The following is a 12,876-nucleotide window of genomic DNA, read 5'->3' as shown; positions in this document are numbered from 1 at the left end:
GATTGCAGAGGTGATTAATCAGCAATACATTCAAGTGAAATTAATTATCATTTGCATAAAGATGAGTTTTATTGCCATTCTTCCTATCTGGCTGGGCGCGCAGTGCTTTTACCTGAGCAGCAGACATCAGGTATACATAGAAACTGCCATCACAAAGTTCTTAGGCCTATCGAGTCTTATTCTCGGCTTCGTCAGCGGCTGCTGGCTGTTTTCTCTGCATTACCCAAATGTTTCAGCGTTACTGGCAAGTGTTGTTGTACTCATGCTTTCACTGATCTTAAATACGCTTCTTGCTCCCTATTTTAAAAACGCACGGTTCGCTAATTCATTGGTTGCTGCATTACTGCTGTCTTTCGGAGCACTCAGTTATGTGGTCTAAAACGGTCACAGGTTTATTTCTGGGTCTGTTCATTTCGATGTCCTATGTACTCAACATCAATCTTTTATTGCCTGTTGATGAAGATGTCCAACTGATCACAGGCCTTATTCTGGCTTTTCCGATATGGGCAGGTGTCATCACCTGGACCTACTCTTTTGAAAGAACGCGTACAGCTTTAAAAGTACTGTCACTCGTTCTACTCCCTTCCGCTATGTTAAACACTGTATTAATGGTTGCTTAATAATATGAAGACGACGACGCTCAAATCTCTCACCAATGCACATGCTTGGATTGGTCTGATTATTTCCACTGTCCTTTTCATCATATTTTTTGCAGGGTCAATCAGTCTATTCAGGGAAAACGTTCTCAGTTGGGAACACACTCCTCCCCTGGCAAAAGAGATTGGTCAGTTTAATTACGGCTTTGTCGATTACGATAAGGCAATCAGTTCAATACAAAATAGCTATAACGTAGAAGTCGACCATGGCTTTTACCTTTTTCCGCCGACTGAATACACACCATATATCGAAGCCTATTTCGCAGAAGTCATCGACGATACCGATCCTGAAACAGGAGAGGATCATCATGATGTCCACGTGTATCTAAACCCTAATAACGGCGAAATTATTGGTAATGGCGAAAACTTTCAGTTCGCTAACTTCATTTATCAGCTTCACTACAATTTAGGGCTTGGCAGGATTGGTTTATATTTTGTTGGATTAATTACCCTGTTCTTTTTTGTTGCCCTACTGACAGGCACAGTCATCCACTGGCGAAAACTCGTTAAAAACTTTTTCCAATATCGCTCTGAAGGCAAAAAGGATAAGTGGTTGGACGCCATAACCTTATCGGAACTATGGGGCTGCCTTTCCACATCATGTATGCCTTCACAGGGCTGGTGTTTAATTTGGTTATTGTTTACCAAATTTCCTACGCTGTACTTCTTTATCAGGGTGATCAGGAGCGATTACTCCAAGCAGCAGGATTTAACGAACCACACATTGAAGAATCTGGTAACGCTCTCCCCATGTCAGGGTTGAATGCACTGGTCGAAAAAGCAAAAGCGGACATTGGCAATCAACCTTTTCGGCGTATTGTTATCGAGCACTTTGGTGATACCAGTGCTGTCGCTATTTTCCAGAACCGCTCAGTCGATCACTTTTCAACACAGGCTGAGGTCCACTATCGTTTCAGTGATCAATCCCAAACTTACATTACGCATGATAACTATGACAACGCAGTGAGATCAGGCCTTCAAGTCATAGCGAGTCTTCACTTTGGTGATTTTGCTGGATATGGTCTGCGCATTGCGTTCTTCCTGTTTGGAATTGCCACTTGCTATATCATCATTACTGGTAATCTGATGTGGGTAGAGAAACGGGCGAAGCAGCGAAATTACAGTCAACGTGGGCTGAATTTCGTCAGAAGGCTCACGGTTGGCGGCTTTATTGGGGTCGTACTGGCGACATCAGTAGGCTTTCTTGCCGCAAGGCTCCTATCTGCAGATCTACCCGAGCGCGCACAATACCTTGAGCAACTCGTTTACTTCACCTGGATATTGTCCGTCATCTTTGCACAGGTCATGAAAAAGTCGGGCGTTGCAGCGTCTGTCTTACTCTACTTATCGGGTAGCTGCTTCATCGCAACCTTGGTGGCTGATTGGACACTAGTGGGAATTGAAATTTCTCAGCTTGTCATGCTCGGGCATGTCGATATTTTAATCGTAGAAGCACTTCTAATTACGTTGGGCGTAACAGCAATCATCACTGCACGCTACGTCAGAAAGCAATCACGTAAAGACAGTGCACCAACGCAAGAGATCAGTCTTCAAAAGCAAGCAGTGTTAAATCAATAACATCATTCATTTTATGGCGGGGTACGCCACTTCTGGCCATTGAAGCCATACCTTGAATCGCGGTAAGTGTATAACGGGTATAAACCTCTGCGCTTTTGCTGTCAGACAGCCGACCCGCATCGATTTCATGCTGAAAAAAATCGGTAAGAAATGACCAAGAAATACCACTGGCTTTTTGGATAGCAGACAACGCCGCGGCAGGCAAAGATCCCCCAACTGATTCGCCGATAGCCTGAGCAATAAAACACCCCGGGGGAAGGCCGGGTTGGTTCTGCATATCAGACACCGTAGACAAGTAGACCTTCATTCTCTCTTTGACAGTACCTTCGGACTGCTGAAGATTTCGACAGGCCTGAGAGCCATGCCGCTCGGCAAAATAGTCTGTTGCAGCAACGAAAAGCTGCTCTTTATTGCCAAACGCCGCATACATACTCGGTTTATTAATGCCCATCGCTTGGGTGAGCTCTGAGAGTGACGCGCCCAAAAAACCCTTTTCCCAAAACACTTTCATCGCGGCATCGAGCGCCTGCTCTTTGCAAAATTCACACTTTCGGCCTGCTGCCATTTTTACCTCTTTGCCAAAGCGAACCATTGAACGTCTAAAAATAAACCGAATATCAATAAAATATATTTTTACACTCATTGTTGACTTAATTGTACCGATCAGTAAATAATCATTCAACTTACCAATCGGTATAGAATTAATCGTTAATAACGTCAGGACAAGGAGATTGAAATGGCTTTTCACGTGAAGAACAAGGTCGCTTTAGTCACTGGAGCAAACAGAGGAATTGGTCGCGCTATCGTTGAAGGCTTACTAGGAGCAGGGAGTACTAAAGTATACTTGGCAGTGAGAGATCCAAGCTCAACCTCCGATTTAGAAAACGACTACGGAAATAGGGTAAAAACACTGGTTGCTGATATGCAAGACCCAGCATCTATTAATGCACTGGCAGAGCGGGCACCAGATGTCGAGCTTTTAGTCAACAATGCGGGTGTCCTTACCCCAGCCGAACCCCTCGCACAGCATGCTGTTGAATCCCTTCAAAAAGAGCTTGCAGTCAATACCTATGGACTCCTCTACATCGCTCAGGCTTTCAGTGAAACCTTGGCAAGAAATAAAGGCGCCTTAGTACAGTTGAACTCTGTTGCGTCGATAAAAGGTTTTGCTGGCGTCAGCACTTATTCGGCATCAAAGGCAGCCAGTTACGCACTCACGCAAAGTTTAAGAGATTCATGGGCGGAAAGTGGTGTACAGGTATTGAGCGTTCACCCAGGCCCTATCGCAACAGATATGGCAGCGTCAGCAGGTATGCAGGATAACGCTGAACCTGCGTCTGTTGTCGTCGATGGGATCATTGATGCGCTGGCCGCTGGCAAGTTTCATCTGTTTCCAGATTCTGTTGCCCAACAGTTCGAGCAACAATATAGGAGCTATGCTGAAAACGTCATTGAAGCTCAAGTGTCAGCGTAGTCATCATCGGTTAGTGACGTTGGTAGCGTGTAAATGATCAAGCTTCAGCGTCACTTTTTACCAAAGTGTTCTAACCATCGATTAACCCCAAAGCACTTCTTTTAGACGGTAGTAAGACATACCAATCGCCAACAACGGGGAGCGAAACATGGGCCCACCCGGAAACGTCATATGCTTCACTTTAGCAAATACATCAAACCGCTCTGCTTGTCCGGCCAACGCTTCGGCAATGACTTTTCCAGCCATATGTGTGGCATTTACGCCATGCCCGGCATAAGCCTGTGCGAACATGATGTTAGGTGCATCAGGAAGTCGACCAATTTGTGGCAATCGGTTAGCCCCTATTCCAATCATGCCGCCCCATTCAAAGTCGATCGAGATATCTTTGAGTTGGGGAAACACTTTGTTCATGTTGGGTCTTAGTGCTGCAGTGATATCTCGGGGGTCTTTGCCCGAATAGGTACAAAGACCGCCAAAAAGCAGTCTCTTGTCGGCAGATAGGCGATAGTAATCCAGCGCGATACTCATGTCGGCAAACGCCATATTTTTAGGAATGATCGCGTCGGCTAGTTCATCACTGAGCGGCTCCGTCGCAATGATGTAACTGCCCGCAGGAAGAACCTTCCCGCCAACGTGAGGTTCAAGTTTGTGGCCAATATACGCATTGCCTGCCAATACCAAATACTGGCATCGCACTTGTCCTTTCTCGGTTTTCACCAAAGGCTTTTCGGCTTTTTGAATCGACAACGCTGGCGTATCTTCATAAATCTGAACACCCAAATCACTTGCAGCCTTTGCCTCACCAGTGACAAGGTTCAGCGGATGGAGGTGTCCGCTGCCCATATCCAACATACCGCCGACATATTGATTTGAGCCAATGACGTCAGATAAACCATCTCTATCCAGCATTTTTAGTTCATGTTGGTAGCCGTTGCGCTGCAGCTGTTCATAATCATGTTCGAGTTCGGTCATGTGACAGGGCTTGGTGGCAAGATCGCAGTACCCCATGGTCAGGTCGCAATCGATACTGTGCGCCTGAACGCGATCGCGGACGATTTCGACAGCCTCTATGCCCATTAGTTCTAAAGCGCGAACGCCTTCATCACCGATTTGACTCCGAAATTGCTCGACGCCATGACCAATGCCACGAATAAGCTCACCGCCGTTTCGACCTGAGGCGCCCCACCCTATTTTATTGGCTTCCAATACAGCAACCGTAAAGCCACGGCCAACCAGCTCCAAGGCGCAATTTATTCCACTAAAACCACCTCCCACCACACAGACGTCAACGTCAATACTCTCTTCAAGTATCGGGTAACGTTGCGTGTACTTAGCCGTTGCAGCGTAATAAGAGCTTGTATGTGGTTGCCCTGACCGGAATGCAGCCATACCTTGACCTCCGTAAAATATATCAAACAAATTTTACGCTATTATTGACACTGGGGTGAAGAAAAAAAGCGACACACTGAGTACCTTTATATAAAATTGAGACACTTAATTTCGCTATCAGTAACAGTCGGGGCAGCGACCTTGAGTAGTGATGTGCAACTAAAAGTGAAAGATATTTTTTACACTTATGATTTTGAAAAGATATATTGCTTGAATTACCCCTTATAGAGATTAGGATTAAACGTTCAAAATCACTGACAATCTGTGATCATACCCCATACCGAAAAGGCTCATCGATTAGCAGGAGAAGATAAGATTGGATATCGGAGCAAATCTGAAAGCAGTAAGGAAACAGCGTGGTCTGTCACAACGTGAGCTGGCAAAGCGAGCTGGCGTCACAAACAGTACCATTTCAATGATTGAGAAAAACAGTGTTAGCCCGTCGGTTAGCTCCTTGAAGAAAGTCCTCTCCGGCATCCCAATGTCATTAGTTGAATTCTTTTCTACGGACATTACTGAAGCAGAAAGCACGCCTGTTGTATATCGTCAGAAGGACCTGTTGGAAATTGGCAGTAGTGACGTGTCAATGAAGATGGTCGGTAAAGATTTCCCTAACCGTTCACTCGCCGTACTTAGCGAGTCTTATCCTCCGGGAAAGGATTCAGGCTCTGATATGTTGCAACATGACGGTGAAGAAGCAGGAATCGTCGTTGAAGGAAAGCTGGAATTAACTGTCGGTGATGAAATTTACGTCCTTGAGAAAGGTGACAGTTACTATTTCGACAGCAACCGTCCACATCGTTTTAATAACCCCTTCGATGAAACATGTATGCTTTTTAGTGCTACTACACCTGCTAATTTCTAATGCATAATTCCAGATACATCCCTGTCTCTGGAATTACCCTAAAATTGCATTTGATTGCATATTTATTCTATGAATGCTGATTACTAAAGTGGCTTTATTACCACTTTAAAATTAATCAATCCCAAAATGGAAACAAATAACGCCAGCTCATCCAATGATATAAGGGAAATAATTAGAATAATTATTCCAGAATTAGGGAAGAGCCTTGAAAATTTCAAAAAAAGCATTAAACACATTGTATAAAAAGTTTGATTCAACAAAGGCGCAAAGATTAAAACGTTTTGACTGCCCTGAATTTATTCGCCCCAATATCGATAAACGTTTATTTAGTTTTACTCACTACGGTGTGATGATCCCCAACTTACCCGAACCCTTTAAGTATTTCTCTTTAATGTCTTTAATTGGTTCATCAGGTATAAAAATGATCGATAACGACTACATGTTAGTTGATGTCCCGAGGCGAAATGTCACTCAGGTCAGTGGAACTGCATTACCAGAGACATCTAACTTTGCCTCTTACTCTATCGACCGTGACTGTGAAATGTCTCATGACGGTAACCTGATTAAGTTTGGTAGTGACGTTACCTTATCTGGCAATTATCCAGAGTTTCATCTTCGAATGACTCATGATAATTATCATCTCGATATCACATTAACCTGTCATGACAATGTTACCTGGTTCATTCACAACCCAATATATAAACATCTCTCACTCATGGCAGATTATAAAGGGTTTATTTCTAATAAAGGTAACACTGAAATAATATCAGGCCATGGCTGTTTCGAATACTTTAATGCTTTCAGTCCATACGGAATATTTAATAAGCCAATATCGAAAACATCCAGATTCCCCTTTGATTTTTTCACTTATCAAATTATTCATATCGATGAAAACACGCAGTTGTTATTGGCGCATGTCATGATAAAAAGTAAACCAGTGCTCAAAGAAGCCTATATTCGAAGACGAGGAGAACTAGTTCGCTGCAGCAGCCAACGTCATACACATTTTGAAGTCACAAAATTCGAGGATTCTGACCGAGTAACACCAGAGGGTAGGCATACCAGACTGCCGGAGACTTTCACCTGGACCGCGAGCGATAAGAATGGCAAAAAAATGCTAACACTGCACGGCACTATCGATACACCGATGACATATGGATTACTCAGAGGCTATGTGGGTGGTTACCAATACCACGGCGAGCTGGAGGGAGAACCAATCAGCGGCCGTGCTTATATTGAGTATGTTGACTGTCGTGACTCATGAAAATGAAACAAAACCGTTTTTATATTTATCTGAGTCCTGTTTAAGCTGCACCTTCGTTATTCAGTGCCGCCCGCGAGCGTTGATCTGCCCTTCGAGCAAAGTACCACGCAATAAACGCGGTTATCGCGACAATTAGAATAATAAGGGTCGCTAGGGCGTTAATCTTAGGCGAGACACCAAGCCGGACCGATGAAAAAACCACCATAGGTAGCGTGGTTGAGCCAGGCCCTGAGACGAAACTGGCAATCACCAGATCATCCAAGGACAAACTGAAGCTCAGTAACCATCCGGCAATCAGTGACGGCGAGATAATAGGCATCGTCACCACGAAAAAGACTTTTAACGGCGTGGCACCCAAATCCATCGCTGCCTCTTCAATCGAAAAGTCCATTTCCCTGAGACGCGATGACACCACCACCGCGACATAAGCTGCGCAAAATGTCGAGTGGGCAATCCAAACCGTTGTCATGCCCCGTTCAGCCGGCCAACCAAACAGCTCGCCCATTTGCACGAACAGCAACAGAAGTGACAGACCGATGATTACATCTGGCATGACCAAAGGCGCGGTGATCATTGTCGACAGCGTAAATCGGCCCCGAGAACGTCGGAAGCGGGTCATCACGAAGGCGGCTAAGGTACCCAGTATCACTGCCATGGTTGAACTGTAAAAGGCAATGCGAAGGCTCGTCCACACCGCTGTTAAAATCTGCTCATCACGGAACAGCTCGCCGTACCATTTGATTGACCAACCGCCCCAGACCGTAACTAGCTTGGAGGCATTAAAGGAGTAGATCACCAATATCAGCATCGGTAGATAGAGAAAAATCAGCCCCACCCAGAGCATGATGGAAGAAAAACGCCACTGTTTCATCGCTCAGCCTCCAAGTCTTTTGACTGATAATGGTGGAACAAACTGATAGGAATTATAAGGATTGCCAGCATCACAATCGCCAAAGCTGAGGCAACGGGCCAGTCGCGGTTGTTAAAGAATTCTTGCCAAAGCACTTTGCCTATCATCAAGGTTTCTGGTCCGCCAAGAAGCTCAGGGATAACAAACTCACCCACCACGGGGATAAACACCAACATTGACCCGGCAATAACGCCGCCTTTTGACAGTGGCAGCGTAACTCTCCAAAAGGTGTTGAGTTTACGTGAGCCCAAGTCTTCTGCCGCTTCGAGTAACGTCATGTCCAGTTTCACAAGGTTGGCATAGAGCGGGAGCACCATAAACGGGAGGTAGGCATAAACAATGCCGATATACACCGCGATATTGGTATTGAGGATCTGCAGCGGCTGGTCGATAAACCCAAGCCAAAGCAAGCTGTTATTAATCAATCCGGTATTGCTCAACAGGCCCATCCATGCGTAAACCCGAATAAGGAAGGATGTCCATGATGGCAACATGATCAGCAGCAGTAAGATCGTCTGCTGTCTGGCGGGGGCTCGGGCAATGGCATAGGCCATTGGGTAGCCCAGCAGTAAACAACCAAGCGTCGAAAAGAACGCAATCTCGACCGAGCTCAGGTAAGCATGGTAGTAGAGATTATCATCGAACAGCAGAATGTAGTTTTCCAAATAAAGGGCAATCTGCACCACTTCATCGACGTACTGAACAATGGCCTCATACGGCGGAATAGCGACCGCCGCTGTCGAAAAGCTGATTTTAAGCACGATGACAAACGGCAAAGCAAAAAACAGCAACAGCCAAAAAAACGGGATGCCCATGGTGATGTGTCGCCCTTTCGGGAACAACATTTTCGATTTGGCCTTATTCTGCGGCGCACCAACCCCGCTCATGAGCGCAATACCACCCCACTGGCGGCCTCCCAGCTTATATAAACCTCATCGTCCCATGTGGGTTTATCTTGCCTTCGTGAAATGTTGGCAATACTGCACATCACCACTTTCTGGCTGGGTAAACGCACGTAATAAATCGAATTGCCACCAAGGTAAGCAATATCGTGAACAATACCCTTAGACCAGTTATAACTATCCTCCGGTTTATCTCGGCTGACTAAGGCTTTTTCAGGGCGTAGAGCTAGCCATACGCGGTTATCTTCCACATTGGTCGCGACCCCATGACCAATGTAGAGCTGCTGCGCGACTTCTGGGCTATCTATGATGCAGTGGTCGACTTCATCTGACACGATCTCGCCTTCAAACAAGTTCACAGAACCAATAAACTCGGCAATCATCCGACTGTTTGGGCTCTCATAGATGTCAGTGGGTGTGCCTATCTGAGCAATCCAGCCCTCGTGCATAATGGCGATTCGTCCAGCATGGTCATCGCTTCTTCCTGATCGTGGGTGACCATCACGCAGGTCACCCCAACACGTTCGAGGATCTCGACGACTTCCAATTGCATCTGGGTGCGTAACTTTTTATCCAACGCCCCCATCGGCTCATCAAGCAACAAAAGCTTGGGCCGTTTCGCCAAGGAGCGCGCCAAGGCAACGCGCTGGCGCTGGCCGCCGGATAATTGATCAGGTTTGCGTTTGGCGTAAGCTTCCATTCGCACCAGCTTGAGCATTTCAGCCACTTTTTCCTGAATTTCCTGCTTGGGTAGGCTGTCTTGTTTGAGCCCAAAGGCAATGTTCTGCTCTACTGTCATGTGCGGGAAAAGGGCATAAGACTGAAACATCATATTGATGGGTCGATCATAGGGCGCAAGGTCAGTGATATCCTCACCATCGAGGTAAATACGACCGGTAGATGGCTTTTCAAAACCTGCGAGGATACGAAGAAGGGTAGATTTGCCTGAACCCGAGCCGCCCAGCAGCGAGAATATTTCTCCCTTTTCTATTGTAAGGGAGACATCGTCCACTGCCCTGACATCACCAAAAAGTTTACTCACTCTGTCGATACGAAGCAGCTCAGTGGCCTGTCCGTTGACCTTTTGATTGTCCATAAGTGTGCATCCTGCTTGCTCATGCAGCTTACGAAGCCGATGGGAAAAAGAACAATACCAACAGAAACGCCAGACTGGCGTCTCTGTCAGCACACAAGGTTTACTTACCGGTTTTCATCCGTGTCCAGATACGGGTCATTTCACGGCTGATTTTCTTCGGTAGCACTTCCGCAACAAACAACTTGCTCAGTGTTTCGGCTGGCGGATAAATGGCAGGGTTGTTGAGCACTTCCGGATCCAGCAGTTTATTGGATGGCGGATTGGGGTTGGCGTAAGCCACATAGTCCGTAATGGGCGCAATCACTTCAGGACGCAGTACATAGTTCATGAACTTATGGGCGTTGTCGGCATTTTTCGCATCAGCCGGGATCGCCATGGTATCAAACCATAACATCGCCCCGTCACTGGGGATTGCATACTCTATGTTCTGTCCATTGCCCGCTTCTTCGGCGCGATAGGCGGCCTGAAACACATCACCTGAGAAACCAAACGCCAGACAAATATCGCCATTCGCTAGGTCAGTGATATAGCGGGAGGAGTGAAAGTAGGTCACGTATGGGCGAATCTTCGCCAATACTTCACCGGCTTTTTTGTAGTCTGCTTTGTTCTTGGAGTTTGGATCTAGCCCCAGAGAGTGAAGTGCCTGCGGGAAAACTTCGTCAGCAGCATCAACAATCGCAATACCGCAGTCTTTCAGCTTGGCCGCGTATTTAGGGTCGAAAAGCAAATCGAGTTTATTTCCCGGAAGAGCTCCGCCGATCGCTGCTTTGACCTTATCGACGTTATAACCAATACCGTTAGTGCCCCAGAGGTAGGGGATAGAGTGCGCATTACCGGGATCAGCATTTTGCAGTCGCTTCATCAATGAAGCATCGAGGTTGCCACTGTTAGTCAGTTTACTTTTATCTAATTTTTGGTAGACACCAGCTTTAATCTGTTTGGCAAGGTAGCTGCTGGAAGGAACGACAATATCGTAACCGGAATTACCCGACAGCAGTTTGGCCTCCAGCACATCATTGCTGTCGTAGACATCATAGGTCACTTTGATACCGGTTTCTTTCTCAAAGTTCGCTAGGGTGTCTTCGGCGATATAGTCACTCCAGTTATAAATGCGGAGGATCTCTTCTGCCCCTGCTTTCATTGGTAACGCAAGGCTGCACAACACAAGCGCCAGTAACGGCTTACCGATTGACATCTTCATGATTTCTCCTTGTTTACTGTATCCGTGACCCGAACAGGCACATTCCTGCCCGGGGTTAAGGATGCTGTGAAATACACCCTGAGGTATTACAGGCCCGCCTCTTTCGAACTGCAGGCAAAACAACGTAAATCTTCTGTGCTCAGTAGAGTCCCTGCTGTTTCAGTGACTCCATGGTTAAATCTAGCGTTTTTCTGGCTTTTGTGATGAGCTCATCGACCTCATCGCGAGAAATGATCATTGGCGGGCTGATGATCAGCGTATCGCCCACCGCACGCATCACCAGTCCATTACTTACACTGGTGTTACGGCACATACCACCGACATCTAAGTCAGAATCAAAGCGCACTCGACCTTCTTTCTCTTGGACTACTTCAAGCGCTGCCAGTAAACCAAGGCCGCGGGTTTCCCCGACCAAGGGATGGTCACCGAGTGTCTTCCAAGCTTGCTGCAAGTAGGGGCCAATGTCATTTTTCACATACTCCACCAGCCCTTTCTCTTTGATTAGGCGGATATTTTCCCGTGCGACCGCTGCAGCCACCGGGTGGCCCGAGTAGGTATAACCGTGATAAAACTCACCGCCTTCCTGCTCGAATACGCCCGCGACACGGTCACTGACAATCACACCTCCCATAGGGATATAGCCAGATGTAAGGCCTTTCGCAATTGGCATAAAGTCTGGCTCAAGACCAAAGTATTGGCTACCAAACCACTCTCCGGTTCTACCAAAACCACAAATCACCTCGTCAACAATCAATAAAATGTCGTGTTTCGCGAGGATCTTTTTGATTTCCGGCCAATAGGTATCGGGTGGGATGACAACGCCACCTGCCCCCTGAATAGGTTCAGCGATAAAAGCGGCGACCTTGTCTTCGCCGATATCCTGTATCGCTTTTTCTAACTCCTGCGCGGCCTGAATGCCAAACTCTTCCGGAGACAGATCACCGCCCTCACCAAACCAATAGGGCTGAGGAATATGATGAATCCCCGGAATGGGCAATCCACCTTGCTGATGCATCGGCTTCATTCCACCAAGGCTGGCACCCGCAACTGTCGAGCCGTGGTAACCGTTATGGCGGCCAATAATGGTGAATTTTTCAGGTTTACCTTTCAGGTTCCAATAATGACGAACCATACGTAGCACTGTGTCATTAGACTCGGAGCCTGACCCGGTAAAAAACACCTGATTCATATGCGGTGGGGCAAGCTCTGCAATTTCTTTTGCCAATTCAACGGCTGGCGGGTGAGCGCACTGAAAAAAACTGTTGTAGTACGGTAGTTCATTCATTTGCTCGAAAGCAACATTGGCGAGAGACTTCTGACCATATCCAATGTTGGTGCACCACAGCCCAGCCATACCATCAAGAATCTTGTTACCGTCGCTGTCCCAGATGTAAACACCATCTGCCTTCACTATCATTCGAGCACCCTGTTCTCTTAATGACTTATGATCAGAGAACGGGTGTAGATAATGTTGATTATCCTGCTGTTGTAACGATTCCGTATTGTAAGCCAGATTATGCTCAGCCATGTTGCCTCCACAT

General features: G+C 46.6%; 12 protein-coding genes and 2 pseudogenes. 6 read left to right on the top strand and 8 right to left on the bottom strand.

Annotation, left to right across the window (positions count from 1 at the left end; translation table 11 throughout):
- The first annotated feature begins 34 nt into the window (after window positions 1-34).
- From CS022_RS00935 to CS022_RS27590, 3 genes and pseudogenes are all read left to right on the top strand, one after another.
- Window positions 35-379: a hypothetical protein gene (locus CS022_RS00935; RefSeq protein WP_129120712.1), complete on the top strand. Its 345-nt coding sequence runs from the start codon at window positions 35-37 to the stop codon at window positions 377-379.
- Window positions 369-620, top strand: coding sequence for a hypothetical protein (locus CS022_RS00930; RefSeq protein WP_129120711.1), 252 nt, complete (start codon window positions 369-371; stop codon window positions 618-620). The genes CS022_RS00935 and CS022_RS00930 overlap by 11 nt, the downstream gene beginning before the upstream one ends.
- Window positions 621-624: 4 nt before the next feature.
- Window positions 625-2,234: pseudogene (locus CS022_RS27590) on the top strand (PepSY-associated TM helix domain-containing protein).
- On the opposite strand, the gene CS022_RS00915 reads toward CS022_RS27590, so the two are convergent.
- Window positions 2,200-2,799 (bottom strand): TetR/AcrR family transcriptional regulator, encoded by a 600-nt coding sequence (locus CS022_RS00915; RefSeq protein ID WP_161569514.1) that lies wholly within the window; start codon window positions 2,797-2,799, stop codon window positions 2,200-2,202. The pseudogene CS022_RS27590 and the gene CS022_RS00915 sit on opposite strands and share 35 nt — an antisense overlap.
- Before the next feature lie 171 nt (window positions 2,800-2,970).
- On the opposite strand from CS022_RS00915, the gene CS022_RS00910 reads away from it, so the two are divergent.
- Window positions 2,971-3,708 (top strand): SDR family oxidoreductase, encoded by a 738-nt coding sequence (locus CS022_RS00910; protein WP_129120707.1) that lies wholly within the window; start codon window positions 2,971-2,973, stop codon window positions 3,706-3,708.
- A gap of 81 nt (window positions 3,709-3,789) precedes the next feature.
- On the opposite strand, the gene CS022_RS00905 is transcribed toward CS022_RS00910, so the two are convergent.
- Window positions 3,790-5,097 carry an NAD(P)/FAD-dependent oxidoreductase gene (locus tag CS022_RS00905; RefSeq protein WP_129120706.1) on the bottom strand — a complete coding sequence of 436 codons (1,308 nt, stop codon included), beginning with the start codon at window positions 5,095-5,097 and terminating at the stop codon, window positions 3,790-3,792.
- A 316-nt stretch (window positions 5,098-5,413) separates the two neighbouring features.
- Here CS022_RS00905 and CS022_RS00900 point away from each other — a divergent pair, with 316 nt between their 5' ends.
- Window positions 5,414-5,962, top strand: coding sequence for a cupin domain-containing protein (locus tag CS022_RS00900; protein WP_129120705.1), 549 nt, complete (start codon window positions 5,414-5,416; stop codon window positions 5,960-5,962).
- Window positions 5,963-6,167: 205 nt separating this feature from the next.
- Complete coding sequence (locus CS022_RS00895; protein ID WP_129120704.1) at window positions 6,168-7,226, top strand: DUF6670 family protein; 1,059 nt, start codon at window positions 6,168-6,170, stop codon at window positions 7,224-7,226.
- Between the two features lie 40 nt (window positions 7,227-7,266).
- Here CS022_RS00895 and CS022_RS00890 read toward each other — a convergent pair whose 3' ends face one another.
- From CS022_RS00890 to CS022_RS00870, 6 genes and pseudogenes are all read right to left on the bottom strand, one after another.
- A complete protein-coding gene (locus CS022_RS00890; RefSeq protein WP_129120703.1) occupies window positions 7,267-8,097 on the bottom strand; it encodes an ABC transporter permease subunit in 831 nt (276 codons plus the stop codon).
- Window positions 8,094-9,023, bottom strand: coding sequence for an ABC transporter permease subunit (locus CS022_RS00885; RefSeq protein WP_129120702.1), 930 nt, complete (start codon window positions 9,021-9,023; stop codon window positions 8,094-8,096). The genes CS022_RS00890 and CS022_RS00885 overlap by 4 nt, the downstream gene beginning before the upstream one ends.
- A complete protein-coding gene (locus CS022_RS27900) occupies window positions 9,020-9,487 on the bottom strand; it encodes a TOBE domain-containing protein (RefSeq protein WP_408057191.1) in 468 nt (155 codons plus the stop codon). The genes CS022_RS00885 and CS022_RS27900 overlap by 4 nt, the downstream gene beginning before the upstream one ends.
- Window positions 9,488-9,608: 121 nt before the next feature.
- A pseudogene (locus tag CS022_RS27895) lies at window positions 9,609-10,134 on the bottom strand (ABC transporter ATP-binding protein); the annotation flags it as partial.
- A gap of 100 nt (window positions 10,135-10,234) precedes the next feature.
- On the bottom strand, window positions 10,235-11,335 hold the full coding sequence (locus CS022_RS00875) for a polyamine ABC transporter substrate-binding protein (RefSeq protein WP_129120701.1): 1,101 nt from the start codon (window positions 11,333-11,335) through the stop codon (window positions 10,235-10,237).
- 139 nt (window positions 11,336-11,474) lie between these two features.
- On the bottom strand, window positions 11,475-12,863 hold the full coding sequence (locus CS022_RS00870) for an aspartate aminotransferase family protein (protein ID WP_129120700.1): 1,389 nt from the start codon (window positions 12,861-12,863) through the stop codon (window positions 11,475-11,477).
- Window positions 12,864-12,876 lie beyond the last annotated feature (13 nt).

Source organism: Veronia nyctiphanis (assembly GCF_004116385.1).
Lineage (GTDB): Bacteria > Pseudomonadota > Gammaproteobacteria > Enterobacterales > Vibrionaceae > Veronia > Veronia nyctiphanis.
Note: the sequence above shows the minus strand (reverse complement) of the source record. Positions and strands in the feature narration are given on the sequence as shown.

Coding starts and splice junctions, on each gene's coding strand:
- CS022_RS00930 (WP_129120711.1), top strand. CDS start 369: ATGTGGTCTAAAACGGTCACAGGTTTATTTCTGGGTCTGTTCATTTCG.
- CS022_RS00915 (WP_161569514.1), bottom strand. CDS start 2,799: ATGGCAGCAGGCCGAAAGTGTGAATTTTGCAAAGAGCAGGCGCTCGAT.
- CS022_RS00910 (WP_129120707.1), top strand. CDS start 2,971: ATGGCTTTTCACGTGAAGAACAAGGTCGCTTTAGTCACTGGAGCAAAC.
- CS022_RS00905 (WP_129120706.1), bottom strand. CDS start 5,097: ATGGCTGCATTCCGGTCAGGGCAACCACATACAAGCTCTTATTACGCT.
- CS022_RS00890 (WP_129120703.1), bottom strand. CDS start 8,097: ATGAAACAGTGGCGTTTTTCTTCCATCATGCTCTGGGTGGGGCTGATT.
- CS022_RS00885 (WP_129120702.1), bottom strand. CDS start 9,023: ATGAGCGGGGTTGGTGCGCCGCAGAATAAGGCCAAATCGAAAATGTTG.
- CS022_RS27900 (WP_408057191.1), bottom strand. CDS start 9,487: ATGCACGAGGGCTGGATTGCTCAGATAGGCACACCCACTGACATCTAT.
- CS022_RS00875 (WP_129120701.1), bottom strand. CDS start 11,335: ATGAAGATGTCAATCGGTAAGCCGTTACTGGCGCTTGTGTTGTGCAGC.
- CS022_RS00870 (WP_129120700.1), bottom strand. CDS start 12,863: ATGGCTGAGCATAATCTGGCTTACAATACGGAATCGTTACAACAGCAG.